The 26536-nt window shown below is 64.5% G+C and carries 23 protein-coding genes and 1 tRNA gene; 16 read left to right on the forward strand and 8 right to left on the reverse strand.

Annotation, left to right across the window (positions count from 1 at the left end; all coding sequences use genetic code 11):
* A tRNA-Met gene (locus tag ACSVIE_RS07985) sits at positions 1-73 on the forward strand.
* Between the two features lie 119 nt (positions 74-192).
* Positions 193-990, forward strand: coding sequence for a GntR family transcriptional regulator (locus tag ACSVIE_RS07990; protein ID WP_426003374.1), 798 nt, complete (start codon positions 193-195; stop codon positions 988-990).
* An 87-nt stretch (positions 991-1077) separates the two neighbouring features.
* On the opposite strand, the gene ACSVIE_RS07995 is transcribed toward ACSVIE_RS07990, so the two are convergent.
* On the reverse strand, positions 1078-1866 hold the full coding sequence (locus ACSVIE_RS07995; protein WP_442423517.1) for a PspA/IM30 family protein: 789 nt from the start codon (positions 1864-1866) through the stop codon (positions 1078-1080).
* Between the two features lie 99 nt (positions 1867-1965).
* Positions 1966-4011 carry a TPM domain-containing protein gene (locus tag ACSVIE_RS08000; RefSeq protein ID WP_442423518.1) on the reverse strand — a complete coding sequence of 682 codons (2046 nt, stop codon included), beginning with the start codon at positions 4009-4011 and terminating at the stop codon, positions 1966-1968.
* Between the two features lie 320 nt (positions 4012-4331).
* Here ACSVIE_RS08000 and ACSVIE_RS08005 point away from each other — a divergent pair, with 320 nt between their 5' ends.
* From ACSVIE_RS08005 to ACSVIE_RS08025, 5 genes are all read left to right on the forward strand, one after another.
* Positions 4332-6023 carry a trypsin-like peptidase domain-containing protein gene (locus tag ACSVIE_RS08005; protein WP_442423519.1) on the forward strand — a complete coding sequence of 564 codons (1692 nt, stop codon included), beginning with the start codon at positions 4332-4334 and terminating at the stop codon, positions 6021-6023.
* 246 nt (positions 6024-6269) lie between these two features.
* A complete protein-coding gene (locus ACSVIE_RS08010) occupies positions 6270-7073 on the forward strand; it encodes an electron transfer flavoprotein subunit beta/FixA family protein (protein WP_426003368.1) in 804 nt (267 codons plus the stop codon).
* 14 nt (positions 7074-7087) lie between these two features.
* Complete coding sequence (locus ACSVIE_RS08015; RefSeq protein WP_426003366.1) at positions 7088-8041, forward strand: electron transfer flavoprotein subunit alpha/FixB family protein; 954 nt, start codon at positions 7088-7090, stop codon at positions 8039-8041.
* A 4-nt stretch (positions 8042-8045) separates the two neighbouring features.
* Positions 8046-8825, forward strand: coding sequence for a PIG-L deacetylase family protein (locus tag ACSVIE_RS08020; RefSeq protein WP_426003365.1), 780 nt, complete (start codon positions 8046-8048; stop codon positions 8823-8825).
* Between the two features lie 73 nt (positions 8826-8898).
* A complete protein-coding gene (locus tag ACSVIE_RS08025; protein WP_426003364.1) occupies positions 8899-9444 on the forward strand; it encodes a gluconokinase in 546 nt (181 codons plus the stop codon).
* 95 nt (positions 9445-9539) lie between these two features.
* On the opposite strand, the gene ACSVIE_RS08030 is transcribed toward ACSVIE_RS08025, so the two are convergent.
* The 4 genes from ACSVIE_RS08030 to ACSVIE_RS08045 all read right to left on the reverse strand — a co-directional run bounded on the left by ACSVIE_RS08030 (position 9540) and on the right by ACSVIE_RS08045 (position 12652).
* A complete protein-coding gene (locus tag ACSVIE_RS08030; RefSeq protein WP_426003363.1) occupies positions 9540-10370 on the reverse strand; it encodes an anti-sigma factor domain-containing protein in 831 nt (276 codons plus the stop codon).
* 37 nt (positions 10371-10407) lie between these two features.
* Positions 10408-11013, reverse strand: a complete 606-nt coding sequence (sigK, locus tag ACSVIE_RS08035; RefSeq protein WP_426007578.1) for an ECF RNA polymerase sigma factor SigK — start codon at positions 11011-11013, stop codon at positions 10408-10410.
* Between the two features lie 188 nt (positions 11014-11201).
* Positions 11202-11669, reverse strand: coding sequence for a tRNA (cytidine(34)-2'-O)-methyltransferase (locus ACSVIE_RS08040; protein ID WP_442423520.1), 468 nt, complete (start codon positions 11667-11669; stop codon positions 11202-11204).
* A gap of 44 nt (positions 11670-11713) precedes the next feature.
* Positions 11714-12652: a J domain-containing protein gene (locus tag ACSVIE_RS08045; protein WP_426003360.1), complete on the reverse strand. Its 939-nt coding sequence runs from the start codon at positions 12650-12652 to the stop codon at positions 11714-11716.
* A 207-nt stretch (positions 12653-12859) separates the two neighbouring features.
* Between ACSVIE_RS08045 and ACSVIE_RS08050 the strand changes: the two genes are divergently transcribed.
* From ACSVIE_RS08050 to ACSVIE_RS08060, 3 genes are read left to right on the forward strand one after another with little or no spacing between them, the layout of a single operon-like run.
* Positions 12860-13534 carry a hypothetical protein gene (locus ACSVIE_RS08050; RefSeq protein WP_442423521.1) on the forward strand — a complete coding sequence of 225 codons (675 nt, stop codon included), beginning with the start codon at positions 12860-12862 and terminating at the stop codon, positions 13532-13534.
* Between the two features lie 53 nt (positions 13535-13587).
* Positions 13588-14298, forward strand: coding sequence for a helix-turn-helix transcriptional regulator (locus tag ACSVIE_RS08055; protein WP_442423522.1), 711 nt, complete (start codon positions 13588-13590; stop codon positions 14296-14298).
* A 31-nt stretch (positions 14299-14329) separates the two neighbouring features.
* A complete protein-coding gene (locus ACSVIE_RS08060; protein ID WP_442423523.1) occupies positions 14330-15562 on the forward strand; it encodes a cysteine desulfurase family protein in 1233 nt (410 codons plus the stop codon).
* 14 nt (positions 15563-15576) lie between these two features.
* Here ACSVIE_RS08060 and ACSVIE_RS08065 read toward each other — a convergent pair whose 3' ends face one another.
* Positions 15577-16830 carry an NAD(P)/FAD-dependent oxidoreductase gene (locus ACSVIE_RS08065; protein WP_442423524.1) on the reverse strand — a complete coding sequence of 418 codons (1254 nt, stop codon included), beginning with the start codon at positions 16828-16830 and terminating at the stop codon, positions 15577-15579.
* A 194-nt stretch (positions 16831-17024) separates the two neighbouring features.
* Between ACSVIE_RS08065 and mnmA the strand changes: the two genes are divergently transcribed.
* Both mnmA and ACSVIE_RS08075 read left to right on the forward strand, forming a co-directional pair.
* Positions 17025-18149, forward strand: a complete 1125-nt coding sequence (mnmA, locus tag ACSVIE_RS08070) for a tRNA 2-thiouridine(34) synthase MnmA (RefSeq protein WP_442423612.1) — start codon at positions 17025-17027, stop codon at positions 18147-18149.
* A gap of 91 nt (positions 18150-18240) precedes the next feature.
* Positions 18241-19866: a hypothetical protein gene (locus ACSVIE_RS08075; RefSeq protein ID WP_442423525.1), complete on the forward strand. Its 1626-nt coding sequence runs from the start codon at positions 18241-18243 to the stop codon at positions 19864-19866.
* A 57-nt stretch (positions 19867-19923) separates the two neighbouring features.
* Here ACSVIE_RS08075 and ACSVIE_RS08080 read toward each other — a convergent pair whose 3' ends face one another.
* Positions 19924-20751, reverse strand: coding sequence for a caspase family protein (locus tag ACSVIE_RS08080; protein ID WP_426003354.1), 828 nt, complete (start codon positions 20749-20751; stop codon positions 19924-19926).
* A 217-nt stretch (positions 20752-20968) separates the two neighbouring features.
* Here ACSVIE_RS08080 and ACSVIE_RS08085 point away from each other — a divergent pair, with 217 nt between their 5' ends.
* From ACSVIE_RS08085 to ACSVIE_RS08100, 4 genes are all read left to right on the forward strand, one after another.
* Positions 20969-22597 (forward strand): ABC transporter substrate-binding protein, encoded by a 1629-nt coding sequence (locus ACSVIE_RS08085; RefSeq protein ID WP_426003353.1) that lies wholly within the window; start codon positions 20969-20971, stop codon positions 22595-22597.
* A gap of 114 nt (positions 22598-22711) precedes the next feature.
* Entirely contained in the window at positions 22712-23803 is a 1092-nt protein-coding gene (locus ACSVIE_RS08090) for an ABC transporter permease (RefSeq protein WP_442423526.1), read from the forward strand.
* Positions 23804-23805: 2 nt separating this feature from the next.
* The gene (locus tag ACSVIE_RS08095) at positions 23806-24783 is read left to right on the forward strand and encodes an ABC transporter permease (RefSeq protein WP_442423527.1); all 978 of its coding nucleotides are present in this window, start codon (positions 23806-23808) and stop codon (positions 24781-24783) included.
* Positions 24780-26483 (forward strand): dipeptide ABC transporter ATP-binding protein, encoded by a 1704-nt coding sequence (locus ACSVIE_RS08100; protein WP_426003349.1) that lies wholly within the window; start codon positions 24780-24782, stop codon positions 26481-26483. Before ACSVIE_RS08095 ends, ACSVIE_RS08100 begins: the two co-directional genes overlap by 4 nt.
* Positions 26484-26536 lie beyond the last annotated feature (53 nt).

Below are 26536 nucleotides of genomic sequence, written 5' to 3' on the forward strand. Positions count from 1 at the left end.
GCGGGGTGGAGCAGTTCGGTAGCTCGCTGGGCTCATAACCCAGAGGTCACAGGTTCAAATCCTGTCCCCGCAACTGGAAGATGAAAGAAGTCCGGACCGGTGAAAACCGGTCCGGACTTTTTTCATACCCGGGGGTTCGCCTGGCTGGTGTAGCATCAGTCCGGCACTGGGCAACCACGGCGGAAAGGTGACATGGTCGACGAAGACAACGCGAAGGGCCCACACCGGCCGGTCCTGGAGAGGGACAGCCCCGTTGCCGTTTACCAGCAGGTTGCGGACGTCCTGACCGAACTGGTGGGCAGCCTGGAACCTGGTTCGCGGATCCCCACGGAAGAGTCGTTGATGGCGGACTACGGCATCAGCCGCACCACGGTCCGAAAAGCGATCGAGACCCTGGTGGTCAAAGGCCTGCTGGTGCGCCGGCAAGGCAAGGGGACCTTCGTCAGGGCGCAGAGCCCCGTCCGCATGCTCAACCGACTTGCACCGTTCATGGAGACCTTTACCGCCGCCGGCATGAAAACGGTCAAGGGCCTCATCGAATACAAATGGATGGAGAAAGACAGATCGGTGCCAGCCAAGCTGGTTTCCGACGACAACCTCGTCCTGGTCATCCGCCGTTCCTACTCCAGCGCCGGCTGGCCCTACGCCATTGCCGAAATCTTTATCCCGTCCCACATAGGCCGCCACATCAGCCTCGCCGACGCCGAGAAGAACTCCATCTACCAGGTCATCCAGGACCGGACCCTGAAACCCTTGCACCGGGCAGAGATCACTGTGACCATGCACGCACCTCCGGATCACCTGGCAGACGCCCTGAACGTCAGGGAGTTCCCGGTAGTACCGCGCCTGGAGCGCACCACATTGGGGCCCCATGGCGAAGTCCTGGAATGCACTGTGACCTACTTCCACCCCAAAGGTTTTGAAATCCGGGCAGAAGTAGCCACGGATGCCAGCCCGGGGGAGGAAGCGCCGGGCTCCGCCGCGCCGTAAGGCCTCCCGGATGCACTAACGGCCGGATCCCGGTGGAATCCGGCCGTTACGGCTGCACAGTTGTCGAGGCCGTGGCCCCGGTGGTGCCTAGAGCTTGTCGAAGTCGGCTTCGTCGATGGTTGCATTGGTGGGGGAGGGGGCGCCCGCACCGATCGCCGGCTTGCTGCCACCGGACTTCAAGGCCGCCAGGCGAGCCTCGATCTCCGTCTGCTCACCGAGGTCCTCAAGCTGGTTGAACTGCGCGTCCAGGCTGGAGGCTGCGAGTTCCTGTTGGCCCAGGACCTTGGCTTCCTCGCGGCGGATCTTCTCTTCGAAACGGCCGACCTCGCTGGTGGGGTCCATGATGTCGATGCTCTTGAGGGCGTCGTGCACCTGGGACTGGGCAGCAGCCGTCTTGGAACGGGCAACAAGCTCGTTGCGCTTTGCAGTGAGCTGGTTGAGCTTGTTCTTCATCTGGTCCAAGCCACTCTTGAGCTTGTCCACGACTTCGGTCTGCGATGCAATGCTCGGTTCGGCAGCCCTGGCTTCGGACTCGGCGGCCATCTGGCGTTGAATTGCCACCTTGGCCAGGTTGTCGAACTTCTCAGCATCGACGCTGTCACCGGACGCACGGTACTCGTCTGCCTTGCGGGAAGCCGCCAGGGCCTTGTTGCCCCAGTCCTGTGCGTTCTTGATGTCCTCGTTGTAGTCCGCCTGCAGCATGCGAAGGTTGCCGATGGTCTGGGCCACAGCGGACTCGGCTTCGGCAATGTTGTTCGTGTAGTCGCGGACCATCTGGTCCAGCATCTTCTGCGGGTCCTCAGCCTGATCCAGCAAAGCGTTGATGTTTGCCTTGGCGAGCTGTGCGATCCGACCGAAAATGGACTGCTTAACCATGGTGTTGCCTTTCGTCCTGCTCAGTGGGAACCACTGAAATCAGTGATCAGTTGTTGTACCGCTTCTACGTGGGCGTATGCCCCACCTAGTCTGTCCGGGCTAGAAGTCGCCGCCGCCACCGCCGTCGCCGCCCCAGCCGCCGGCGTCAAAGCCGCCGCCCGAGTCGCCACCGCCGAAGAAGCCTCCGTCGCCGCCGTCATTGTGGCCGCCGCCCCAACCGCCCCCGCCTCCGTTGAGGATGGAGTTGATGAGGATGCCGCCCAGGATGGCCCCGCCGAGGCCGCCACCTCCGCCGCCACCGAACATGCCGCCACGGCCGTAGCCCTGGTTGGCATAGCCGAACTGGTCAACATCGGACTGGGCAAGCTGCGCTGCCTGGGCCGCGAGCGAGTGGGCCTGCTGTGCATAGGTCAACGCAGTCACGGGATCATTGCGTGAAATGGACAGGGCATAGTCCAGGTTGCGCTGGGCCTCGGCCAGCCTGGTGCGGGCCTCGGTTCCCACGCCTCCGCGGCGGGCCGTGATGTAGTCCGAGGTTGCGCTGATCTGAGCCTGGGCAGCCATGATGGTCTGCTGCAGGGAGGCCTGTGCACGGCGGGCCTGCTCCTGCTGGTCCCGGATGCCGGACAGCGACTGATCCAGCGCCTGGTGGGCAGTCTCCACGCGGTTCAAGGTGGCGATGGGGTCGATCTTGCCGCCCTGGATTTCGTTCTTGACCTGCGCCAGAGCAGACTCGACTCCCGCCACCGGGCCCGCCAGCTCAGGATGCTGTCCGGACTGGATCATGGCGCGTGCCTGGGCAAGGTCCTGGCTGGTTTCCGCCACGGCGCTTTCCAGCGAGGTCCGGGCCTCGTCCAGGCTTCCGGCGGTTTTGGAGATGGCGTCGATAAGGACGTTCGTCTGGTGCAGGCTCTCTTCCGCTGCCCGTACTGCTACGGCGGCCATGCTGTTGTCGCCGGCTGTGAGCTTCTCCTGGGCGGTTGCGACGGCGTTCTGGACGAATGCCAGCCGTTCCTTGGCCTGCAGGATGTTATCGGAGACCTGCGCCAGGGCAGAGTCGGCGTACTTGGCACGAAGGCCGTCCAGGGACTGCTCGGCGCTGGAGATCCGGGCATCGGCTTCACGGGCGCCCGCGCTGACCGTTGCCAGCGCCTGCGGGGCATTTTTCTCCAGTTCGCGAAGCGAGTCGAAATCGGCCTTTTGGTCGCGAAGGGAGGCGAGTGCTGCCTCCGAGCGGCGGATAATCTCTCCCAGCCAACTCCGCTGCTGCTCTTCAGTGTCCGGGATGTGGTCGTCCAGTTGCTGTTGCAGCTTGAACGACTCGGTCATGTGGCCCTTGGCTTCCTGGAGGGCCTTGGTGAAGTTCCCGATGGCGGCATCGCCATACTGTGCCTGGGCGAACCCGAGTTCCTGCTCGCTGGACTTGATGGCGTCATCTGCTTCGATCAGCAGGGAACCGCTTTTCTGGCGAAGCTCAGCAATGGTGAGCCCGGCCAAAGGATCGAGCTGCTCACCTTGCGGGCCAAAGCCGGGCGAGGAGGCCTGGCCGGACTTCTTCCGGCGATTGCGCAAGTACAGGTAGGTGCCTACGCCGCCGGCAGCAACGACGCCGGCTCCCACCAGCACTCCCACGCCTGCGTTGCCGTTGGGTACGTTGCCGCTGCCGCCTCCGGCTGCGTCACCAATGGCGGCAGCGGCATCGATGACAGCCTGGGCATAATTTCCGGCGCGCAGCTGTGGATCAATGGCCTTGCTGGTGATGTTGTCACGCTGCGCGTTGGTGATTTTGCTGTTGCTGGGCTTGCCCAGCTGGTATTGGCGGGTGTCCGTTGCTACGGCAAGGACCAGGGCGTTGGGTCCGAGGTTGGCTTTCTCTGCTACGTCTGCAACCCATTCGACCCGATCGGCCGGCTTCTCGAAGCGCTTCACGAAAACGGCGTGCAGTGTCATGGCGTGTTCCGACCCGAGCTTCTGGATGGCTTCCTGCACCTTGGCTTTATCACCGCCCAGGACGCCGGCGGAATCCACGATTTTGGTGGCGGGATCAAGCGTGACCGGATCTTCGGCCCACGCTGCGCCGGCCGGTAGGGCCAACATTCCAGCCACGCCAATCACGGCGAGTACACGTTTCACTATTGACCGCATGTGCAACCCTTCAGCACGTCTGCGACTGGAACAGGGCGAACCAATCGTCACAGAATGCTCAGCGCCCCCACGCATGGTGTAAAGCCGCAGGTCGCTGTGGCAATTCCTTTTGATTCTATGGTGCACCCCACACCCCGTCCAAGGCAGTGAATATGCCACCAGCGAAATGGTGGAGAACAGCGTTCAGGCCGCGCGTTGAAGCCCTTCAGGGGGCAGTTGCAACTCTTCGCGTTCCTCGTTCAGGAAGCTCTCAGCAAACGTCCGAATTTGTTCCAGTAATAGGGTTCATAGTTAGGGGAGACAAGGACGAAAGGAAGACCATGACGGAGAACCCAGCCCAGGGCGCCGGACCAGAGAACCGCGAGCCGTCCCAGCCGCGCCAGGCTCCCGGGGTGGCCCCGAACGCCGAGGCTGCGGAGCAGGCGGCGCAAGGACAGGACCAGCCCAGCCATGATCAGGGCAACCAGCCATACGCCCCGGGGGGCGCAGAGCCTGTCCGCGACGTGCCGGGACGCGATGCCAACGCCACCGCTCCCCTTCCAGCCTTCCATTCGCCCGGTGCTGAACCCGGCCCCTCCCAGCATCCGCAGCCTTCACAGGACCAGTTCCGTCCCAGCTACCCGCAGCGGCAGCCGTTCCATGGCGCCGGCCCGGCCCAGCCCCACCAGGGGCAAGGAGGCAGCCAGGCCAACCCGACTGCGCCCTATGGCGCGCACCAAGGCCCCTACTTCGCGGGATCACCGGGCAACGCCGGCCACCCTTACGCACAGGGCCCCCAGCACACCCAGGGGGGCCAGGCCCCCGCGGCGACCAGGAAGAAGCCTGCCTTCGGTGTGGGGACGCTGGTGGCGAGCATCCTGGCGGCGGGCCTGGTTGGCGGCGGCGTCGTGGCCGGCAGCAACGCACTGTGGGTCGAGCCCGCGCCCGCGTCCTCGACGGGCGGCCAGTCGAGCACAGTGATCGTCAACAACAAGGACGATGTCAACGTCATCACCGCGGCTGCGGCCAAGGCCTCTCCCAGCGTGGTCACGATCAAGGCAACCAGCGGCGGCGAAGGCGGAACGGGCTCGGGCATCATCATCGACGACCAAGGCCACATCCTGACCAACACCCACGTGGTGACCCTTGATGGTGCGACTGCCAACGCCGCCATCGAGGTGCGGACCCATGATGGGAAGGTCCTGAAAGCCACGGTCGTGGGCACCGACCCGTTGTCCGACCTTGCAGTGATCAAGGTCAGCGACGCTTCAGGCCTTGTTCCGGCCACGTTGGGCGACTCGTCCAAGATCAACGTGGGGGACACCGCCGTCGCGATCGGTTCGCCCCTGGGGCTGACCGGCACGGTGACCGATGGCATCGTCTCCACCTTGAACCGCACCATCAGCGTGGCGTCTTCGGCTGTGCCCGAAGACGGTCCGGACGACAGCCAGGGCGACGACGAGGGCTTCCAGTTCGCGCCTCCGAACGGCGGGCAAAGCCAGCGGTCGGCCAACGAGGGGTCGATCTCCATCAATGTCATCCAGACTGATGCCGCCATCAACCCCGGCAATTCCGGTGGTGCGCTGGTCAACAGCAAGGGCGAAATCATCGGCGTCAACGTAGCGATCGCTTCGGCAGGAAGCGGCACGTCCGAATCGTCGTCCGGCAACATCGGCGTTGGCTTCAGCGTTCCCATCAACCACGCCAAGCGGGTGGCGCAGGAAATCATCGACAACGGCAAGGCCAGCCACGGGCAGTTTGGTGTGTCCGTACGGTCCAAGTCGTCCACCGGCAGCGATTCCGGTTTCTCGGTCGGCGCGGAAGTCGCGGCAGTAACCGCTGACTCGGCGGCAGCGAAGGCCGGCATCAAGGTGGGGGATGTCGTCACCAAGTTCGGCGATTACTCCATCAGCGACCCCAACCAACTCACCGCCGCTGTCCGTGAACAGCCGGCAGGAGCCAAGGTCAAGGTCACTATCCAGCGCAGCGGCCAGTCGCAGGAGATCGAGGTCACCTTGGACGCGGCCCAGTAAAGCCGATAACGCACGACGGCGGCACGCACCCGGGGCGGCATGCGCACCTTGGCGCGTGCCGCCGTCGGGCTTTGGCGGTTTATCAGCGGGGTGCCAGGGACGAAACAGGGGTTAACGCCGCTGCGGATTTCCGGGCGCAATATGCTTAGCTAGGGTAGGCCCGTACGCTGGGCACTTCACGGCCACGCTGCTGCGGTTGGCCGTCCACAAGCATGGAAGGCTGCTTCGAAGACAGTGGAAGAGACATTGAAGATTGTCGTTCTGGTCAAGCACGTCCCGGACGCGCAGTTTGACAGGCACATCACCGGACCGGGCAACACCACGGACCGCGACGAGAGCATCTTGTCGGAACTGGACGAGTACGCCCTCGAGGCAGCATTGCAGCTGGCTGAGGAACGCGGCGGCGCCAAGGCCGGCAACGAGGTCATCGCGCTGAGCATGGGGCCGTCGGGCGCGGTCAATGCGGTCAAGAAGTCCCTCCAGATCGGCGCGTATTCGGGGGTCCACCTCAGCGATGACGCTTTGGCCGGTTCCGATGCCGCAGCCACCTCACTGGCACTTGCGGCGGCGATCAGGCACATCTCCTCCGATGGCCGGCCGGTGGACCTGGTCCTGACCGGCATGGCGTCCACGGACGGCGAGACGTCATTGATCCCGGCGCAGCTTGCCGAGCGTTTGTCCCTTCCGCAGGTGACCTTCGCATCCACCCTGGACGTCAACGGGCGTACAGTGGTTGCCCGCCGTGATGCCGGCACCCATTCGGAGACCGTGGAGGCGCAGTTGCCCGCGCTGGTCTCGGTCACGGACCAGATCAATGAGCCGCGCTACCCCAACTTCAAGGGCATCCTGGCCGCCAAGAAGAAGAAGATTGCGTCGCTGACCCTGGCCGATCTTGGAATCGATCCTTCGCAGGTGGGCCTTGCCGGTTCATGGACCGTCGTGGAAACTGCCGAGGCCCGCCCGCCGCGGACCGCCGGCACCATCATCACCGACGAAGGCGATGCCGGCATCAAGCTGGCCGACTTCCTGGCCGCACAGAAGCTGCTCTAAGAGGACTGCACACCATGGCTAACGCACTCGTTTTCATCGACAACCCCGGAGCCGCGCTCAAGAAGAGCAGCCTGGAGCTCCTGACCATTGCCCGGCAGCTGGGGGAGACCGCCGTTGCCGTCAACGGTGACCTGGGTGACGACACCGTCGCCACGCTCGGCACGTACGGGGTCACCACGGTCTACCAGCCCTCCGCGGACGACCTCGGCGACTACCTGGTGGCCCCCAAGGCCGCCTACCTTGCGGCCGCAGTGGCAGCCTCTGGCGCTACCAGGGTCCTGCTGGAGAACTCTCCTGAAGGCAAAGAGATCGCAGGCCGGCTGGGAATCAAGCTGAATGCCGGCGTGATCACCGACGTCGTTGGCGTGGAAGCGGACGGATCTGCGCACAAGTCGGTGCTGGCAGGTTCCTACAACACCACCTGCAAGGCCACCACTGCGGTGGCGGTCCTGACGGTGAAGGCCAACCTCGTGGAGCCTGAACCCGCGGCATCGGCCAGCTCGCCGGAGACAGCCAAAGTGGAGATTCCCGCAGACGCGGCATCAACAGCTGCCCGCATCGCCTCACGTGCGGCCAAGCCTGCCAGTGGCCGCCCGGACCTCAGCGAAGCCCGGATCGTCGTGGCCGGTGGCCGCGGCGTCGACGGCGACTTTGGGCCCCTGGAAGATCTTGCCGATGTCCTGGGGGCTGCCGTGGGTGCTTCGCGTGCGGCCACGGACGCAGGCTGGATCGGCCATGACGCGCAGGTGGGCCAGACCGGCGTGACCGTTTCGCCCCAGCTGTACATCTCGGCGGGCATCTCCGGCGCGATCCAGCAGAAGGCCGGCATGCAGACATCCAAGGTAATCGTTGCCATTAACAAGGATGCCGAGTCGCCGGTCTTCGAGATCGCCGACTTCGGCATCATTGGTGACCTTTTCAAGGTCATCCCGCAGGCAACCGAAGAGATCAAGAAGCGGAAAGGCTGATCCTTTGAGTTCTGGCGTTTCGTCAGCAAAGAGCCCGTTCAATGCCTCCACGGAGCGTGTTGAACGGGTGCTTTGTTTTACCGCCCATCCGGACGACATCGACTTCGGCGCCGCCGGAACCATTGCGGCCTGGACTGCAGCCGGTGTCGAGGTGACGTACTGCATCATGACCGATGGTGACGCGGGCGGCTTCGATCCGGTGGACCGCCAGCGGATCATCGAGCTGCGGGCGGAGGAGCAGCAGCGCGCGGCCTCGATCGTGGGCGTGGAGGATATCCGCTACCTGCACGAACGCGATGGCTACCTGGAGCCGACGCACCATGTCATCAAGCAGGTGGTCCAGCTCATCCGCGAGATCCGTCCTGACATTGTGCTGACCATGCATCCCGAACGGAACTGGGACCGCATCCAGAAGAGCCATCCTGACCACCTGGCCGCTGGAGAGGCGGTGACCCGCGCCGTATATCCGGCGGTGGAGAACCCTTTCGCCTACCCGGAGCTTGCCGAGGCCGGCCTGGAGGCCTACAAACTTCCCTGGCTGTGGTTCATTGCCGGGCCGGAAAACCGCGAGAACCACTTCGTGGATGTATCGGACCACGTTGAGGCCAAGGTGGAGGCGATCCGCGTCCACGCCAGCCAGCACCCGGACATCGGGGCGATGGAGCGGGTGGTGCGGGGCATGATGCTCGCCAATGCCGAACGGGCGGGGCTTCCCGCCGGGATCAGTGCGGAGGCTTTCCACGTTGTGTCGGTGAATGGATCCAGCACAATCGCCGGCTTCTGATATTGCCGATGGTTCTCCCTTCCCCTAAGCTGGACCTCAGTTAAATCATATTTATTGAGGAAGGCAGGCTTTGATGACGAAGACTGCACAGCAGCCGGTGTTGGTGATCATGGGAGTCTCCGGCTCGGGAAAGTCCACCGTTGCCGGTGTCCTGGCCGGAAAACTCGGGTGGGACCTGGCCGAGGGAGACGACCTCCACCCCGCCGCCAATGTTGCCAAGATGCAGGCGGGCCAAGCGTTGGACGACGCCGACCGCTGGCCGTGGCTGGACACGATCGCAGTGTGGATCAGGAACCACACAGCAGCCGGAACCCCGGCCATCATCACGTGCTCGGCCTTGAAGAAGAAGTACCGTGATGTACTGCGTGGAGACCACGTAGTGTTCGTCTTCCTCCAAGGCAGCCAGGACAGGATCTCGGACCGGCTGGCATCACGGCACGGCCACTTCATGCCTCCATCGCTGCTGGAATCCCAGTTTGAGGCCCTGGAAGAGCCCACCGAAGACGAGAACCACATTTCCCTCTGCGTCTCGGCGTCACCGGCAGAGGAAGCCGATGAGGTCATCGAGCGGCTCGGCCTGGTGCCGGCAGCTGCGGACACCGGAGTGGTCGCACCCTAGTGCTTGCGAAACAATGACCGACGGCGGCCGTTCCCACATCTGGTGGGGCGGCCGCCGTCGTCATAAGCACCTGCGTGATCGGCGCGGGCGTGGCGTCAGGCAGCCAACGGGACCACAAGCACCAGCGGAAGGGTGGGTGAGCTCGAACCGCCGGTCGGTTCCACGGTGATCGCCACGGAGGATGCCGACGAGAGTCCCTTCACGACCGCAGGCTTGGACAGCGTCCGGGCATCCATGGTGCCCTGCGGTACCGGCGCTGAGCCGTCCTTGGGCAGCGTCCACAACTGGTAGACCTTGCCCTCCGGGGCGGGGGCGACGTCGTCCATGAGCACCACGAAGGAATCCTTGGCCGACGAGGCCGAGATGGTGGCCGTTCCTCCACCGGGGACCGGAGCGGTCTGCTTCTGGACGTCCTGGGCTTGCAGGATCTGGTTCACTGGATCGTTTTGCGCAGCAACATAGGCGCCAACCCCAACACCTCCCAAGGCAACCACGGCTGCCGCTGCCACACCCACCAGCCACGCACGGGCTCCGGTGAGGCGGCTGCGCCCGCTGCGCCTGGCCCTGGCCGCGGAGAGTTCGTCGATGCCTGCAGCGCCGCCGGCCGGGCTGGCGTCGACCGCCGTTGAACCGGCAGTGTTGTGGACCGGACCTGCGGCTGCGCCGGACGTGGGGGACCCCGCAATCCGGTCAAGGATGCTGTCGAAAAGCCCCGGCGGCGGCTCTTCCTCGGCCGTGAAGCTGACGGTCAGCGCCTCGCGGGCCTGCCGGACACGCTCGTGGAACTCCGGTGCCTCCGGGGCATCCTTGAGGTAGTCATCCACCATGGCCCGTTCAGCATCGCTGAGGGCATCCAAAGCGTATATTTCAGCCAGTTCGAGGACGCGGCCCTCGGACAGGTCGGTTGCAATATCATTGGCGAACATTCTGCGGACAAATCCTCCACCGGTATTTTCGCTCACGTCAGACCACCCCCAGGCAGGTCTTCAAACGCAGAAGGCCATCCCGGATGCGGGACTTGATGGTGGGCACCGCCGCGCCGAGGTGCTCTGCGACTTCGCGGTAGGTCAGTCCGCCATAGTAGGCAAGGCGCACAGATTCCCGCTGTGTTTCGGTGAGGGTGCCCAGGCAACGGCTCACGGCCTCGGCTTCAAGGTTGGTATCGGCTTCTTCGGCCACGACGTCGCGGTCCGGATCCTGGCTGGCAGCGCCATACTTCGCTTCACGGTCCGTGGCGGATTGCACTGCGCGGACGCGGTCGATCGCCCTGCGGTGGGCTATGGTCATCAGCCATGCAAGCGGGCTTCCGGCTGACCGGTCGAACCTGGCCGCGCCTTGCCAGACCTGGATGAAGACTTCCTGGGTGGCGTCTTCGCTGAGTTCGGGGTCGATCAGCACGCGTCTGGCCATGCCAAATACCCGGCGGGAGGTCAACTGGTAGAACTCGGCAAATGCCTGCTGGTCGCCGCTGGCAATGAGGTCCAGCAGGCCGGCCAGCCGGGCATTCAGATCAGTTGCCGTGCCGGAAGCTTCGAAGACCGGGGGGCCTGGGTTGTTCGGGATGTCCATCACTTTCCAGCATAGGTCGTCGTGTTTGAAAGCGGCAGCGCGCCCCGGCTGTGTTGCGGGAGAGGCGGCACGCCGGCTGGCCAGGGCCGTCCTTGTCTCCATCGCACTCACGGCTGCTCCTCACTCGAATATCCAGGGCAGGGACGTTCCCTGCATATGTCATTCGGTGCCGGAGCCCGCGCGGATGGCTACAGCTTTGCCCCGGCGAACCCGTTTTGCCGCCATGCCTCGAAGACTGCGATCGAGGCCGCATTGGCAAGGTTCAGGGAGCGCAGGGTGGGCCGCATCGGGAGCCGGACGCGGGCCGTGACGTGGGGGTCGTCCTTCAGCCACTGGGGAAGTCCAACCGATTCCGGCCCAAACATCAGGACGTCGCCTTCCCTGTAGCTGACATCGGTGTAGGACGTGTCGCCGTCGGAGGTGAAGGCGAAGACGCGCTCCGGCTGCAAAGCCGACCACGCGGCGTCGATGTCTTTATGGACCGTCACAACAGCGAGATCGTGGTAGTCCAGCCCGGCGCGTCGGAGCTTGGCGTCGGAGAAGTCGAAGCCCAACGGCTCCACCAGGTGCAGCTCGGCGCCGGTGATGGCAGCCAGGCGGATGGCATTGCCCGTGTTGCCGGGAATTTCCGGGGTGTGAAAGAGGATGCGGAACACCGTTACATCCTAGCCAGCATTAGTGTGCTTCCCGGACCGGCAGTTCAGTGCATGCCCCGCAGCAGGCGCGCCAGGACCGGGACCACCACGGTATTTGGTGCCGGCCCGGATGACAGGAAGTGTTTCAGGCCGCGGACCAAACCAGCCCCGTTGACCACTTCCACAGCAGATTGGCTCGACTTTCCCCGGCCGTATTGGTCGATCACGGGCTCGTGCAGGTTGCCGTCCGGGCCGTGGAGCACTACCCAGCCCGTGACGTTGAGTTCGGGGAAGATGTCCTGCATGTGGCGCACGATGTGGCCCAGCTGCGGGGGAGCAACGGAACGGCCCCCGTGGCGCAGGGTCTGCCCGTCCCAGGCGTAGGCTCCTTTGGGCAACAGCATGGACCCGACCAGTGCCAGCCTGTAGCCGGACAGCACGGCGTGGTCGATGTGGTTGTTGTCCGACGGTGAGCGGAGCCCGTTGATGAGCCGGGCTGCAGGAATCCCAGGCAGGACTTGTCGGCTGATGAGGTTCACGGTTCGAAGCTCGCGTTGGATGCGCGCCTCGGCCCCGAATATGCCGCGCTTGCGGGGCAGCCCGTGGACCTGCCGGGCAGCCTCGGAACGCGAAAGCAGCGGCACCTCGTTAGGGTCGTCGAAAGACGGTACGTAGACGGCAGGGTCGCCAGCCGTGTTGCGCTGCGGCTGGGTCCGCTTCGCTGCGGTTGACGCAGCGTAGGCCGGTTGCTGTGTTCCGGTGTAGTCGCCGGGCCTGGGTTGCCCGGCGCGGCCGCTGGCGTAACGGCGGTCGTACTCAGCCCGCCGCCGGGGGTCGATCAGGGTTTCGTAGGCCAGGGTGACGCGTCGGAACATTTCGGCCTCGCCGCCGTGATCCGGGTGGGCCTTGCGGGCAGCCTTGCGGTAGGCAACCTTGATTTCCTTCTCAGACGCCGTCACCGGCACACGGAGAACCTGGTAATGCGACTTGCTGCCCTCGGCCAAGCACTGGCCCTTCCCTTGGATGGCGACCCCGCCCCGGTATGGGGCGTTGGGGCCAGTTTATCCAGCCCACTCAATGAACGACGCCGGGAGGGTCCAGGGTTCCCGGCCGGCTGCCCCAACCGTCCTGCGGACGTGCGTGCCCGGGAGGGAAGCTAGACTCTGTGGGGCAACGGACACGTTGGACCGCACACTTCAGGGGGCCAGGCAATGCGCAGAGTTCGACGGCGGGTGGCGGCCTTGGGTGCCGCAGGAACCGTGGGCGTGTTGCTGGCCGCGTGCAGTGTCAGCGTTCCGGACCCGGCTGCGCCGACGCCCGCCGTTTCGGAGCCGGCCCTGGCAACGCCCACCATCACCCCCGGCCATGATGCCGCGGCTGTTGCGGCCAAGGATCTTCCGCTCGACGCCGGCGGCACCCTGGCCGCGGGGGACCCGGTGACGGTGGGCAACCGCCTGGAGGAGGTGCCTGGGTGGTCCGTGGTGCACTCCGGCCTGCAAGGGGAGAACAAATACAAAAAGACGGACGGCTGTATGGCGGTGGCAAGGGTCGCCGTGAACCAGGGACCCTTGGTGGTACCAGGCGATGACGCTGCCTCCACCAAGGCACTGTTCGCCTCCCTGGACGCCGGAACCGCTGCGGAAAACCTGAAGCCGGTCAAGCTGCCGTGGGGGCAGGCTACTGACGGGCCGCAGCGCCAGGTGGAGTTCCTTGCCCTGGAGTCTCCGGGCACATCCGGTGGGCAGGCCATGCTGGTGTGGGCGCGGCTGTTCAGCAAGCCTGCCTCCTCGGTGTACGTTTCGCTTGCCTGTCCTGACGCGGACGCGCTTGCCACCTCCAAGGCCGAGCTCGCCGGGCATGTTGCGGTGATTCCTCCCGGCCAGTGATGTTCGCCGGATTCTTTAGCAATTCATCTTGTTTTTAGAGATACCCTTAACCCATGACAGGCCTTCCTTGGCTTCGGCGCATTTCAGCTGTTGCATCGCTTGACGACGCCGGCAGGCGCTCCCTTTACGGCTACGTCCGCAGCTCCGCCCATGCCGTGGGCCGGGACGAAGCTGCGCAGGCATTGGGCATGCCACGCAGTACCGTGTCTTTCCACTTGGACAGGATGGTCCGTGACGGTCTGCTGGCGGTCGAGTTCCGGAAATCTTCCGACCGGACGGGCCCAGGATCCGGCCGACCGGCCAAGATGTACCGGGTCGCGGTGGACGAGGTGTCCGCGTCCGTTCCCCAGCGGCGCTATGATCTCGCGGCTGATCTCCTCGCGGCTGCGGTTGAGCAATCCCTGTCCGCGGATGTCAGGGTTCAGGATGCCCTCCGGGAAGCAGCGAAACGCACGGGTGTGCGTTTGGGGTCTGCGGACCTCCATGACTCCCTTGGGCAGCTTGGCTACGAACCGCGGGCTGATGCGGACGGCGGCACGAGCCTGACCAGTTGTCCCTTCCATCGGCTCGCCCTGGAGCACCGGGACCTGGTGTGCACCATGAACGGAGCCCTGCTTGCCGGCGCGGCAACGGCGGCCGGTCTCCCCGCGGACAGCGTCCAGGCGGACAACCGGCCGGGTTATTGCTGCGCCAGGATCGTTGCTTCCGGGACCGCTCCCGGCAACGTTCCTGGCCCTGCGGCGGAGGTGGGACCCCAGGGGTAACCTGCAGTTCCCTGCTCGATAGAATGGCAAGGTGCCTGTATACCTTGACCACGCCGCCACCACCCCCATGTCGGCCGAGGCCCTTGCCACCATGACCCGGGAGCTGGCCCGCACAGGAAACCCGTCCTCCCTGCACAGTGCAGGCCGCCGTGCCCGCCGGACGGTGGAAGACGCACGCGAGGCGCTGGCTGCTGCCGCCGGCGCCCATCCCTCCGAGGTCATCTTCACCTCCGGAGGGACGGAAGCGGACAATCTGGCGGTCAAAGGCCTCTATTGGTCCCGTCGCGCCGAGGACCCGGCACGTACCCGGATCCTGTGCTCCGCCGTCGAGCACCACGCGGTCATGGATACGGTGGAGTGGCTTGAGCGGCACGAACATGCCGAGGTCGTCTGGTTGCCGGTCGATTCAACGGGTGCTGTGGAGCTTGACGCCGTCCGTGCCGAGATTGAGCGGGATGCGGACTCGATCGCCCTGATCACCGTGATGTGGGCCAACAATGAAGTCGGCACCCTGCAACCCATCCCCGGGATCGTGGAACTGGCCTCACGTCATGGAATCCCGGTGCATTCGGATGCAGTTCAGGCCTTTGGTTCCGTCCCCGTCGATTTCCGTGCGTCGGGACTGGCCGCGATGTCCGTTTCCGGGCACAAACTCGGCGGTCCCGTGGGTGTCGGGGCGCTGTTCCTGGGCCGGGCGGTCAAGCTCACGCCAGTCCAGCACGGTGGTGGCCAGGAACGCGATGTCCGGTCCGGAACCCTGGACACGCCGGCCATCGCCGCCTTTGCTGCCGCCGCAGAGCGGGCGTCAATGGATCTTGACAGGGAGGGAAAAAGGCTGGCTGCCCTCCGGGACAGGCTCATCGCGGGAGTCAGGGAGGCCGTGCCGGACGCTGTGCTGCGCGGGGCAGAGGGCAGCGGGAGGCTCCCTGGTAATGCCCACTTCACCTTCCCCGGCTGTGAAGGCGACTCCCTGCTCTTCCTGCTCGATCTTGCGGGTGTGGAATCGTCCACGGGCTCGGCTTGCACGGCGGGGGTGCCGCGGCCGTCGCACGTCCTGCTGGCCATGGGACTGGACGAAGAGACTGCCCGGGGAGCCCAGCGCTTCAGCCTGGGCCACAGCTCCGTTGACGCAGATGTTGATGCCCTGCTCAAAGCACTTCCGGATGCCTGCCAGCGGGCACGCCAAGCGGGCATGGCGGGCCACGAATCAACCATTCAGACAGCGGGCACCGTGGCCAGGCGGGCCGCAGCCGGACCAGCCTGACCCCATACCGGCTGCTAGGCCGAAGGCAGCAGTTCCTGCAGGGGAACCCCGGGGTCGGTCAGTTGGGCCGGGTCGAGTTCGACCTTCCCTGCAATCAGTGACTTGATGGTTTTGTGAACGCGGGGCACATTGACGCTGAGGCCGGCTACCAGCCGGCTGGATCCATTCCTTCCCCCGCGGAGCCAGAAGGCGAGGAAACCCTCGTCATCAAGGGAGCCGCGGAGCACAGGTGCGGTTCCGGTGGCGAGTGATGGGTAGCCGGAGTATTCCATGCCCACGCTGAACTGGTCCGTATAGAAGTACGGCACCATATCCAGGACGGCATCCTGGCCGAGCATTGACTTCGCCGCCACTTTGCCTCCATTGAGCGCGTTGGACCAATGCTCGCTGCGGTGGTGCCGGCCCGTGAAGGGATGCAGGGCGTTGGCGACATCCCCGGCCGCGAAGATATCCGGAGCACTGGTGCGCAATCCCGGGTCCACCAGGATGCCGTTCTCCAGGCGGAGTCCCGCCGTGGCAGCCAGGGCCGTACCAGGAACGACTCCCACGGCAATGACCACGATGTCTGCCGGCAGTACTTCGCCGGTGTCAGTGACGACAGCGGACGCATGCCCACCGTTGCCTTGGATGGCTTTCGCGCTCGCCGGAAGAAGGAAACGCGTGCCCTGCCCTTCATGGACCCGCTTGAAGAAATTCCCCAGTTCCGGGCCCACCGCTGCGCCGAGCGGTACGTCTTCGAGTCCGATCAGAGTCACCTGGTTGCCATAAGTTCGTGCTGCAGCGGCCAATTCCATGCCGATCCACCCGGAGCCAACCATGACCACACGGCTGCCGCCGTCCCTCAACTGGTCGCGAAGCCTGAGGCTGTCGTCGAAGGTCCGGAAGGTCATGACGCCGTCCAGCTCGCTGCCCGGAAGGGGGATGCTGCGCGGTTTCGCCCCTGTTGCCAGCAACAGCTTCGAGTATTGGATGGTCCGGCCATCCGTGAGTTCCACCTCATGGTCCCTTGGCCGGACCCCGGCGGCCGGGGTGCCGGTGAGGAGTTCGACGTCGTTCGCGCCGTACCACTCCGCGGGAACAACGGGGACCGCATCCTCCTCCGCTTTCCCGAGGAGGAAGTCCTTGGACAGCGGTGGACGGAGGTAGGGTATCCGCTCCTCGGCTGCCAGGAGGGTGATCGGGCCCGCGAAGCCCTCGGCCCGAAGGGTCTTGGCGGCTGTAGCCCCTGCAAGGCCGCCACCTGCGATGAGCATCTGTCCGGTGTCCATGATCCGCTCGATTCCTAGCCGGGGATTCTAAAAGCAGTACTTTTGATTTTAGAACGGCGGAGCTGGGGGGTCAACGGTTTTAGGGCCCGTAGAGCACAGCGCGCTAGAATGGATGGGCGTTCCGGCTGCTCCCTGCCGGCCCGTTCTCCCACCATCCAGCAACCATGGAAGCCAGCATGCGAGTTCTTGCAGCAATGAGCGGCGGAGTCGATTCCGCCGTAGCCGCCGCCCGCGCCGTCGAGGCCGGACACGACGTCGTGGGTGTCCACCTGGCGTTGTCGCGCATGCCCGGAACACTGCGGACCGGCAGCCGGGGCTGCTGCACCATCGAGGACTCCCGTGATGCATGGCGCGCATGCGATGTCCTGGGCATCCCGTACTACGTGTGGGACTTCTCCGAGCGGTTCAAGGAAGACGTCGTCCAGGACTTCATTGATGAGTATGCCGCGGGCCGTACCCCCAACCCCTGCATGCGCTGCAATGAGCGCATCAAGTTCGCCGCCCTGCTGGAGAAGGCCATTGCCCTGGGTTTCGACGCGGTGTGCACCGGCCATTACGCCAAGGTCATCGAAGATGCCGACGGAAACCGCGAACTGCACCGTGCGGCGGACTGGGCCAAGGACCAGAGCTATGTCCTGGGTGTCCTGACGCACGAGCAACTCAAGCACTCCATGTTCCCGCTGGCCGATACCCCATCCAAGGCTGAGGTCCGCGCCGAGGCCGAGAGGCGCGGCTTGTCCGTGGCCAACAAGCCGGACAGCCACGATATCTGCTTTATCCCCGACGGCGACACTCGCGGCTGGTTGGCCGAGAAGATCGACATGACTACGGGGGACATCGTGGACGAGACCGGCACCAAGGTGGGTGAACACTCCGGCGCCAATGCTTTCACCGTGGGCCAGCGCCGGGGCTTGAAGCTCGGCACGCCCGCCGCTGATGGAAAGCCGCGCTTCGTGCTGGAGATCCGCCCCAAGGACAACAAGGTGGTGGTGGGCCCTGAATCCCTCCTGGCCATCGACGAAATCCGGGGCATCAAGGTTTCCTGGGCAGGGCTGCCCATTGCTGAGGTAACTACCGGTGAAGAATTTGATTGCCACGCCCAGGTCCGCGCCCACGGCGACCCCGTGCCTGCCCGCGCCCGCGTGGAGGCGGTCACGGGCGACGACGGCCAGGATCGGCCCGGGCTTGTGGTGACGCTGGAGGACCCCCTGCGTGGCGTGGCTCCCGGCCAGACTGTTGTCCTGTACCAAGGAAGCCGTGTGCTGGGCCAGGCGACCATTGACGCGGCCCGTTCCCTGCAGAGGGTTGTCCTCCAGTAGTCATTGCCTCCAGCCTGACCCCACCCCATACTTGCCCTAAGCAGCGCAACCGCTGCGGCTGGGGTGGTCCGCGATCGGGATGGCGATGGCTGTGGCATTTCCTAAGAAGGGCCCGGGAGACATCAAAGCCGGTCAGATGGTCTCCGTCACGGTCCTGGCGGAAGGGCCGATCGGCAGCGGTGGCCAGCCGCCGTTGACCGCACAGGTACGCATTCCTGTGGAGCGGCTGCGCAGGGGTCCGACGGGCCATCGCTACGCCATCCACATCCGCAAATGGCGCGGTACCAACGTCTCGCCGGTGACCTTGACGCGGCAGGGAGACCCCTGGCAATTGGTGTCCCTGCCGCCACCGGAGGAACTGCGGGAACTCCTGGATGACACCCGCTTCCTTGCCCAGCACGTGTACGCCGTAGCGATGAACACACTGGACATTTTTGAAACAACTCTGGGACGCCGGATGCCGTGGGTGCCCGAAGGCAGGGTTGTGCTCAAGGCCCGGGACCGTGTCACGGCGACGGACACCGGATACGAACGCGGCACCAACATCATCCGCTTCGGTTCAGTCGACAGGATGGGCTACAAGGTCCCAACCGCTCTTTACCGGGATATCGTTGCCCACGAAGTGACCCACGCAATCCTTGACGGTTTCCGCCCGGCATGGGCGGACCACCTGGCAACCATGGAACAACTGGCCATGCATGAGGCGCTGGCGGACCTGGTGGCCATCCTGTCCGTCTTCTCCTCACGGGAGGTGGTCTACCGGCAGCTTGAGGCGGCCGCCGGTACAGGCGGGGGACAACGCGGCGTCGGCGACGACGAGCTGATGCGTTCACTGTTCGACTTTGCCCGCGACCTCTTTGCCCGGGGTCCCCTGCGGGAACCGCTGCTTGGACCGGTGCCCGAAAACTGGCAGGACCTGGTGGAACCCCACGCCCGGGGGTCCGTGGTGGTGGGGGCGGTTCTCCGGGCCGTCCGGCACCTTTGGTCGGAGCGGAATGCACGCATGGGTGGGCACCCAAGCCTCCAGCAGAAAGCAGAGTCAGGATCAATCGTTGCCATGCGGGTGCTGCGCATGGTGATCCGGGGACTCTCCTATATGCCACCGGTGGATGTGGGCTGGCGCGACCTGCTGCGGGGGATCATCGCAGCCGACCTGGACATGGTGCCCGAGGACGCATACGGGTACAGGGACGCTCTGCAGAATGAATTTTCGGCGATCGGCATCCGCCGGGTTTCCCTGCATAACATCAGCGGCGTGGACAACTACCAAGGGCTGCGATATCCGATCCGCTTGTCTGCCCTCGGCTCAGATCCCCAGGAAGTGCAGCGGTTCGTGTGGGAAAACCCCAGGCTGCTGGACGCAGCCAGGCTGGAGCGGCGCACTCCCTTGAGTTCCACCCGGGTGCGGACCTCCGAACGGGTCTCCCCGGACGGGTTCATTATTTCGGAAATCGGTGCGTCGTTCATCCAAACAGTGCGCATGAGCCGGAAAGAAGCCTATGTGCGCCTTGGCCTCAAAACCCGCAGGGAGTACGTGGACGTCCGGGGCGGCGGGCTGCTCCGCTTCGACGCAGGGGGCCGCTTGGTGTACGCGGCGCTCAAACCGGTCATGGACAGGGAGCGCCAGGGACTTCTTTTCGGGTCGGACCAACATCATGACGCCGAGGAAGCCGCGTCATCGGGGGTCCGGGACAAGTTCCACGGCACGGGGGAGTAATGCCCGGCAACGGCTGCAGTTTCAAGTAATTTCAAGCAGTAGCGGCCACCGCCGCCGTCAGCTTCCCCACGCGGCCTTGCGTGCCGCCGTCGTGCCTTCCAACTGCGCTACCTGGTCAAAACCGCCGGCCTTCAAGCCCTTGCTGACCAGTTTCAGGATCTCTGCCCGGGGGGACGACCCGTCGCTCGCCAACGACTTCAACAAATGGTAGGTAAAGGCTCCGTTGTAGCGGCCATCGATGGGAGCATCGGCCGCAGTCTGGTCCGCCCGGCAGGCCGCCATGAGCACAGGCCGGGATGAAACCGATGCCTTGACCAGGTCACGGAGGGTGCGGGTGTCGCTGAACTCGCTGGCTGCCACAGCCCGGGGCGTAGGAGCCGGGAGGAAACGCGGGCGGCGGCCCGGGAGCAGATCCAATGACTTCAGTCCTGTCCCGCTGTGGCAGGTGTCCAGGACCACCTCCATGAGCACGCCTTCCGGAACGCGGGTAAAAAGCGATGCCAGTTCATCGTCCGTGATGACGGTCGCAGGATCCCAGGCGTCTCCTGCGTTGTTGATGTCATAGCAGGCAAAGGCCTCATCCAGGCGGTCGGCTTCGTCGCCGCTGGTATCCGGGACCTGCGTGCCATGGCTTGAGAAAGTAAACACCAAGTGGCGGGACCCGCCCTCGACAGCGCTGTCCACAAGCTCGTTCAACGCGGCCAGCACATTCTTCCTGGTCGCCTTGGCATCCCGGAGCACGGTGATGCCGGCTTCCGGAAAACCGTACGTGGCCTCAAGGACGGAGGCCAGGTCTTCAGCGTCATTGACGCATCCCTGCAGCCAGCTCGATGAGGGGAGGTACTTGAATTTGTTGATCCCTACACAGAGGGCTGACTTGGTCATGGGCCCGTCCTTTCGCAACCAAGATATTCCTGCACCCGCTGCCGGGCAATGGCCTTGGGGGGTGGGCAGGAAGCTACTGACAGGTAAAGTTTGTGTCTCGAATCACAAAATGAATGCTTCACGATGGTGGAAGTCTGGTTGAATCGGGAGGTCAAGAGTGTGCCGCCCATCACATTGCAGGGGCGCACCGAAACCATCGAACAGAAGGTTCACCCAGATGGCACTGAACAAGAAGGCCCTGAACAGCGTTATCGCGCTCGCGGGCATCTCCGCGCTCGCCTTGACCGCCTGCACAGGGCCCTCGGGCGGAGGATCCTCGTCCGCTCCGGCAGCCGAAGGACCCATCGCCTACGGCACCACCGACAAAGTCACTGCGCTGGACCCTGCCGGGTCCTACGACAACGGTTCATTCATGGTGATGAACCAGATCTACTCCTTCCTCCTCAACTCAAAGCCCGGCGGTGCCGAACCGGTGCCCGACCTGGCGGAATCGTCCTCCTTCACGGCGCCCACCGAGTACACCGTCAAACTCAAGCCCAACCTCAAATGGGCCAACGGCCACACCCTGGACTCCAAGGACGTCAAGTTCTCCTTCGACCGCCAGGTGGCCATTAACGATCCAGCCGGTCCCGCCACCCTGCTGACCAACATCGAGAGCGTCACTGCCCCCGATGCCAACACGGTGGTCTTCAAACTGAAGCTCGCGAACGACCAGACTTTTGCCCAGATCCTCAGCAGCCCGGCTGCTCCGATCGTGGACGACGAAGTGTTCCCGGCGGACAAGCTCCTGGCTGACGATGACATCATCAAGGCCAATGCCTTCCACGGCCAGTACACCATCGACAGCTACAAGAAGAACGAGCTCGTCAGCTTCAAGGCCTTCCCCGACTACCAGGGGGTCCTCGGCAAGCCGGCCAATGACGAAGCGACGATCAAGTACTACGCCAGCCCCACCAACCTGAAGCTGGACATCCAGCAGGGCAACATCGACGTTGCCTTCCGCAGCCTCAGCGCCACGGACGTGGACGACCTCAAGAAGGACTCCAAGGTCAAGGTCCTGACCGGTCCCGGCGGCGAAATCCGCTATATCACCTTCAACTTCGACACCATGCCCTTTGGCAACAAAGCCGAAGGGGCCGATCCTGCCAAAGCACTGGCCGTTCGCCAGGCAGTGGCCCATCTCGTGGACCGGCAGGCGATCGCCGACCAGGTCTACAAGGGCACGTACCTGCCGCTGTGGTCCAACGTTCCCAATGGCTTCCTCGGAGCCAACGAGTCCTTCAAGGACGCCTACGGCGACAGCGGCAAGCCCAGCCTGGACAAAGCCAAGAAAGTGCTGTCGGACGCGGGAGTCACCGGACCCGTGGCCCTGAACCTGCAGTACAACCCGGACCACTACGGCGGATCCTCCGGTGACGAGTACGCCATGATCAAGGAGCAGCTCGAGAAGTCCGGCCTGTTCACCGTCAACCTGCAGTCCACCGAGTGGGTCACCTACAGCAAGGCCAGCCGGGCCGACGAGTACCCGCTGTTCCAGTTCGGGTGGTTCCCGGACTTCAGCGATGCCGACAACTATCTCACCCCGTTCTTCCCGGAGGGCGGCTTCCTGAAGAACCACTACAACAACGCCACGGTGAACGAACTCATCAGCAAGCAGCTCACCGAAGCAGACAAGTCAGCCCGCGAAACCGCGATCAAGGACGTACAGAACGCCTTGGCCAAGGACATCTCTACGCTGCCGTTGCTGCAGGGGGCGCAGGTTGCCATTGCAGGCAGCGGAGTCAATGGCGTGGAAAACACGCTGGACGCCTCCTTCAAGTTCCGCCTCGGAACCATATCCAAGTAGCTGCGCCAGGGGGAGGCGGGACACTGACCAGGTGTCCCGCCTCCTGTGCTGACCACCATCGCCGGCAGCCACCAGCAACCCCGCGCAACCCACGGGCAGGAGCCATAGGCAACAATGACAACACTCGTAGACGTACCCGATGCCGAACCCGGCGTCGTGGCCCCCAAAAGCAAATCCAGGCCCGGTGGAGGACTGGGCAGATACATCGTGGTCAGGTTCTTCCTGATCATCCCCACGGTCTTCATCCTGGTGACCCTGGTCTTCTTCCTGATGAGGGTCATCGGCGACCCCATCACCGCTGCCCAGGGCGGACGGTTGCCCCCGGACGTCCTTGCACAGCGGATCCATGAGGCCGGGTACGACAGGCCCATCCTGGTCCAGTACTTCGAATACCTGGGCCAGCTGCTGACAGGCAACTTCGGCACCACCATCACGGACCGCCGTCCGGTGGTCGAAGTCCTGTTCACCTTCGGCGCTGCCACACTGGAACTGAGCATCAATGCCCTGATCGTCGCGCTCGCCGTGGGAATTCCCTTCGGGCTCATTGCCGCCCAGCACCGGGACAAGGCCTCCGACGCAGTCCTCAGGATCTTTGCCATCCTTTGCTATGCGACACCAGTGTTCTTCTCCGGGCTCCTCCTCAAACTGACCTTCTCGGTGTGGCTGGGGTGGTTTCCGGTGGCCGGGAGGGCGTCCACGCGGACTGAACTGGCCATGAGCAATCTTGCCGCGCCCTCCGGGATCTACTGGCTGGATGCCCTGCGCAGCGGCAACTTCACCGCTTTTGGTGACATCGCCTCGCACGCAGTCCTTCCCGCTGTTGCCCTGGGGCTGCTGACGGCCGGCGTCTTCCTGCGCCTGGTCCGCACCAATGTGATCGGAACGCTGGGCAAGGACTATGTGGAGGCCGGTCGCTCCCGTGGCGTCAGCGAGTACAGGCTGCTGACGAAGCATGCGTACAAGCCGGCGCTGATCCCCATCATCACCGTCATGGGCCTGCAGATCGCCCTCATGCTGGGAGGAGCCATCCTGACCGAAACCACCTTTGAGTGGAAAGGCCTGGGCTACCAGTTGGTGCAGTACCTCAACGCCAGGGACTTCGTCGCCGTGCAGGGCATCGTGGTGCTGCTTGCCGTGATCGTCGCCGTCACCAACTTCATCGTGGACATCATCGCCGCGCTGATCGACCCGCGAGTGAGGTACTGACCATGGAAACCCCACAACTCACGGCTCCCAAGCGGTCCCTTGGATCGCGGCTCCCGGTGGTGTCCCATCTCCGCAAGAGTGTGGGACTCCAACGCGGCATGCTGGTGGCAGGTGTCATCCTCACGGGACTTTTCCTCCTGACCAGCATCCTCGCCCCACTGCTTGCGCCCTACGGCTATTCCCAGCTCAGCGACAGCTCGGGATCGTTCCCCACGCAGCAGGCGCCGGGACCCAAGCACCTGCTCGGAACCACCGTTGGCGGCTACGACGTCCTGTCCCGCGTCCTGTGGGGTTCGCAGACAGCCGTCACGGTGATCGCCGTATCTGTGGCCATGTCGCTGTTCCTTGGCGTGGCCCTGGGCCTGTTCAGCGGCTACTTCGGCGGGTGGCTGGACCGGATCCTGGTGGTGGTATCGGATGCCATCTACGCCTTCCCCACACTGCTGCTGGCGATCGTCATTTCCATTGTGGTCAGCCGCGGACAGTCGAGCTTCTGGGGCGGGATCTTCTCCTGTGCCTTTTCCATCACCGTGGTGTTCGTGCCCCAGTACTTCAGGGTGATCCGGGCTGAGACCATCCGCCTCAAGGCCGAGCCGTTCGTGGAATCCGCCAAGGTTTTGGGCGCATCAAGCGTCCGGATCATCGGCCGCCACATCTTCAAGAACGCCACCCGGACCCTGCCCCTGATGTTCACCCTCAACGCTTCGGAGGCCATCCTCACGTTGGCGGGGCTTGGCTTCCTGGGCTTCGGCATCGAACCCACCTCCGCCGCCGAATGGGGCTTCGACCTGAACAAAGCGTTGGCCGACACGTCCTCGGGCATCTGGTGGACAGGAGTTTTCCCGGGCCTGGCCATAGTGCTGGCCGTGCTGGGGCTGACGCTGGTGGGCGAAAGCATCAACGATCTCAACGATCCACGGATCCGGGGACGCAAACGGGCCGGTTCCACGGCACCCACTGCACAGGAAGGCACAGCATGAGCGTCGATCCCGTCATCGTGCCGGACCGCGGGGCTGCCCCCGCCGTCCTGGACATCCAACACCTCAAGGTCACTTTTGCCACGGACGGTGGTGACGTCCACGCCGTGAAGGACGTCAGCCTGGATGTCAAAGCCGGAGAAGTCGTGGCGATCGTGGGCGAGTCCGGTTCCGGCAAGACCGTCACGGCCAAAACCATCCTCGGTCTCCTCCCCGAAACGGCCGTCAGCTCAGGCGCCGTGGTGATCAATGGGAGCAACGTCATCAGCGTCGGACCCTCCACGCTGCGGAAAATCCGTGGCCGGGATGTGGCTATGGTGTTCCAGGAACCGTCCACCGCCCTGAACCCTGTGTTTACTGTCGGGTGGCAGATCGCTGAAGGCATCCGCGCCCATGCGGCAGACGGCCACCGGGTCTCGGCAAAGGAAGCCAGGAAGCGCGCAACGGAGGCGCTGCGGAAGGTCGGCATTCCCGATCCCGAAACCCGGGTCGACTACTACCCGCACCAGTTCTCCGGCGGACAGAAGCAGCGGGTAGTCATTGCCGCGGCGCTGGCGCTCAACCCGGGATTGATTGTGGCAGACGAGCCGACCACGGCGCTGGACGTCACCGTCCAGGCCGGGATCCTGCAACTGCTGAGGGACTTGCGGGATGACTACGGGACATCCATTGTGCTGATCACCCACAACATGGGCGTGGTGGCCGACCTCGCCGACCGGGTGGTGGTCATGTACCAGGGAGACGTCGTTGAGGAAGCAACCTCCCGCGTGCTGTTTGCCGAACCCCGGCAGGAGTACACCAGGAATCTCCTGGCAGCAGTCCCGCACCTGGGCCGGAACTCGGCGTCAGAGGGAGCCCGTACCCGGCTCCATCAGGACGGAGAGGTGTTGGTCGAGGCAAAGAACCTGACCATCGAATATCCGGCCCGGTTCGGACGCCACGGCTTCAAAGCCGTGGACAACGTTGATTTCACGATCTCTGCCAATGAGGTTTACGGCCTGGTGGGGGAGTCCGGTTCGGGTAAGTCGACGCTCGGGAGGGCGATCGCCGGGCTGACCCGCGTGACAGGCGGCAGCCTGAAGGTCCTGGGCTACGAAATGTTGGATTTCCGGGAGCGTACCTTCCGGCCGCTGCGCAAGGATATCGGCTTCGTTTTCCAGGACCCCGCCGCGTCCTTCAACCCGCACCTGACCATCGGGGAATGCATTGCAGAGCCGCTGCTCATCCATACCCGGCCGCGTCCTGAGGAGGCGCGGAAGGCGGTCGGCCGGCTGCTCGAATCAGTCCAGTTGCCGGCGTCGTTCGCCCAACGCTACCCGCATGAACTGTCCGGAGGTCAGCGGCAGCGTGCGTCCCTGGCCAGGTCCCTGGCCCTGAATCCGCGCCTCCTGATCGCCGACGAGCCCACCTCCGCGCTGGACGTGTCAGTCCAGGCGAAAGTCCTGGACCTATTCAAGGACATCCAGGAGGAATTCGGGTTCGCGGCACTGTTCATCAGCCACGACCTCGCAGTGGTGGACATGCTCTCGCATTGGGTTGGCGTGCTGTACAAGGGACGTTTGGTGGAGCAGGGAATCGGAAACCACGTCATGGGGTCGCCGCAACACGACTACACCAAGCGGCTGATCGCCTCACTGCCGGTTCCGGACCCGGAACAACAAGCACGACGGCGGGAGGCCCACCGCGCGCTGTTGGGCGGCTGACACCCGGCCCGTCCGGCGGTCCGTTCCTGTCATGGGGCGGACTGCCGGCACCC

The sequence above is a fragment of the Paenarthrobacter sp. NCHU4564 genome, assembly GCF_052156435.1.
Taxonomy (GTDB): Bacteria; Actinomycetota; Actinomycetes; order Actinomycetales; family Micrococcaceae; genus Arthrobacter.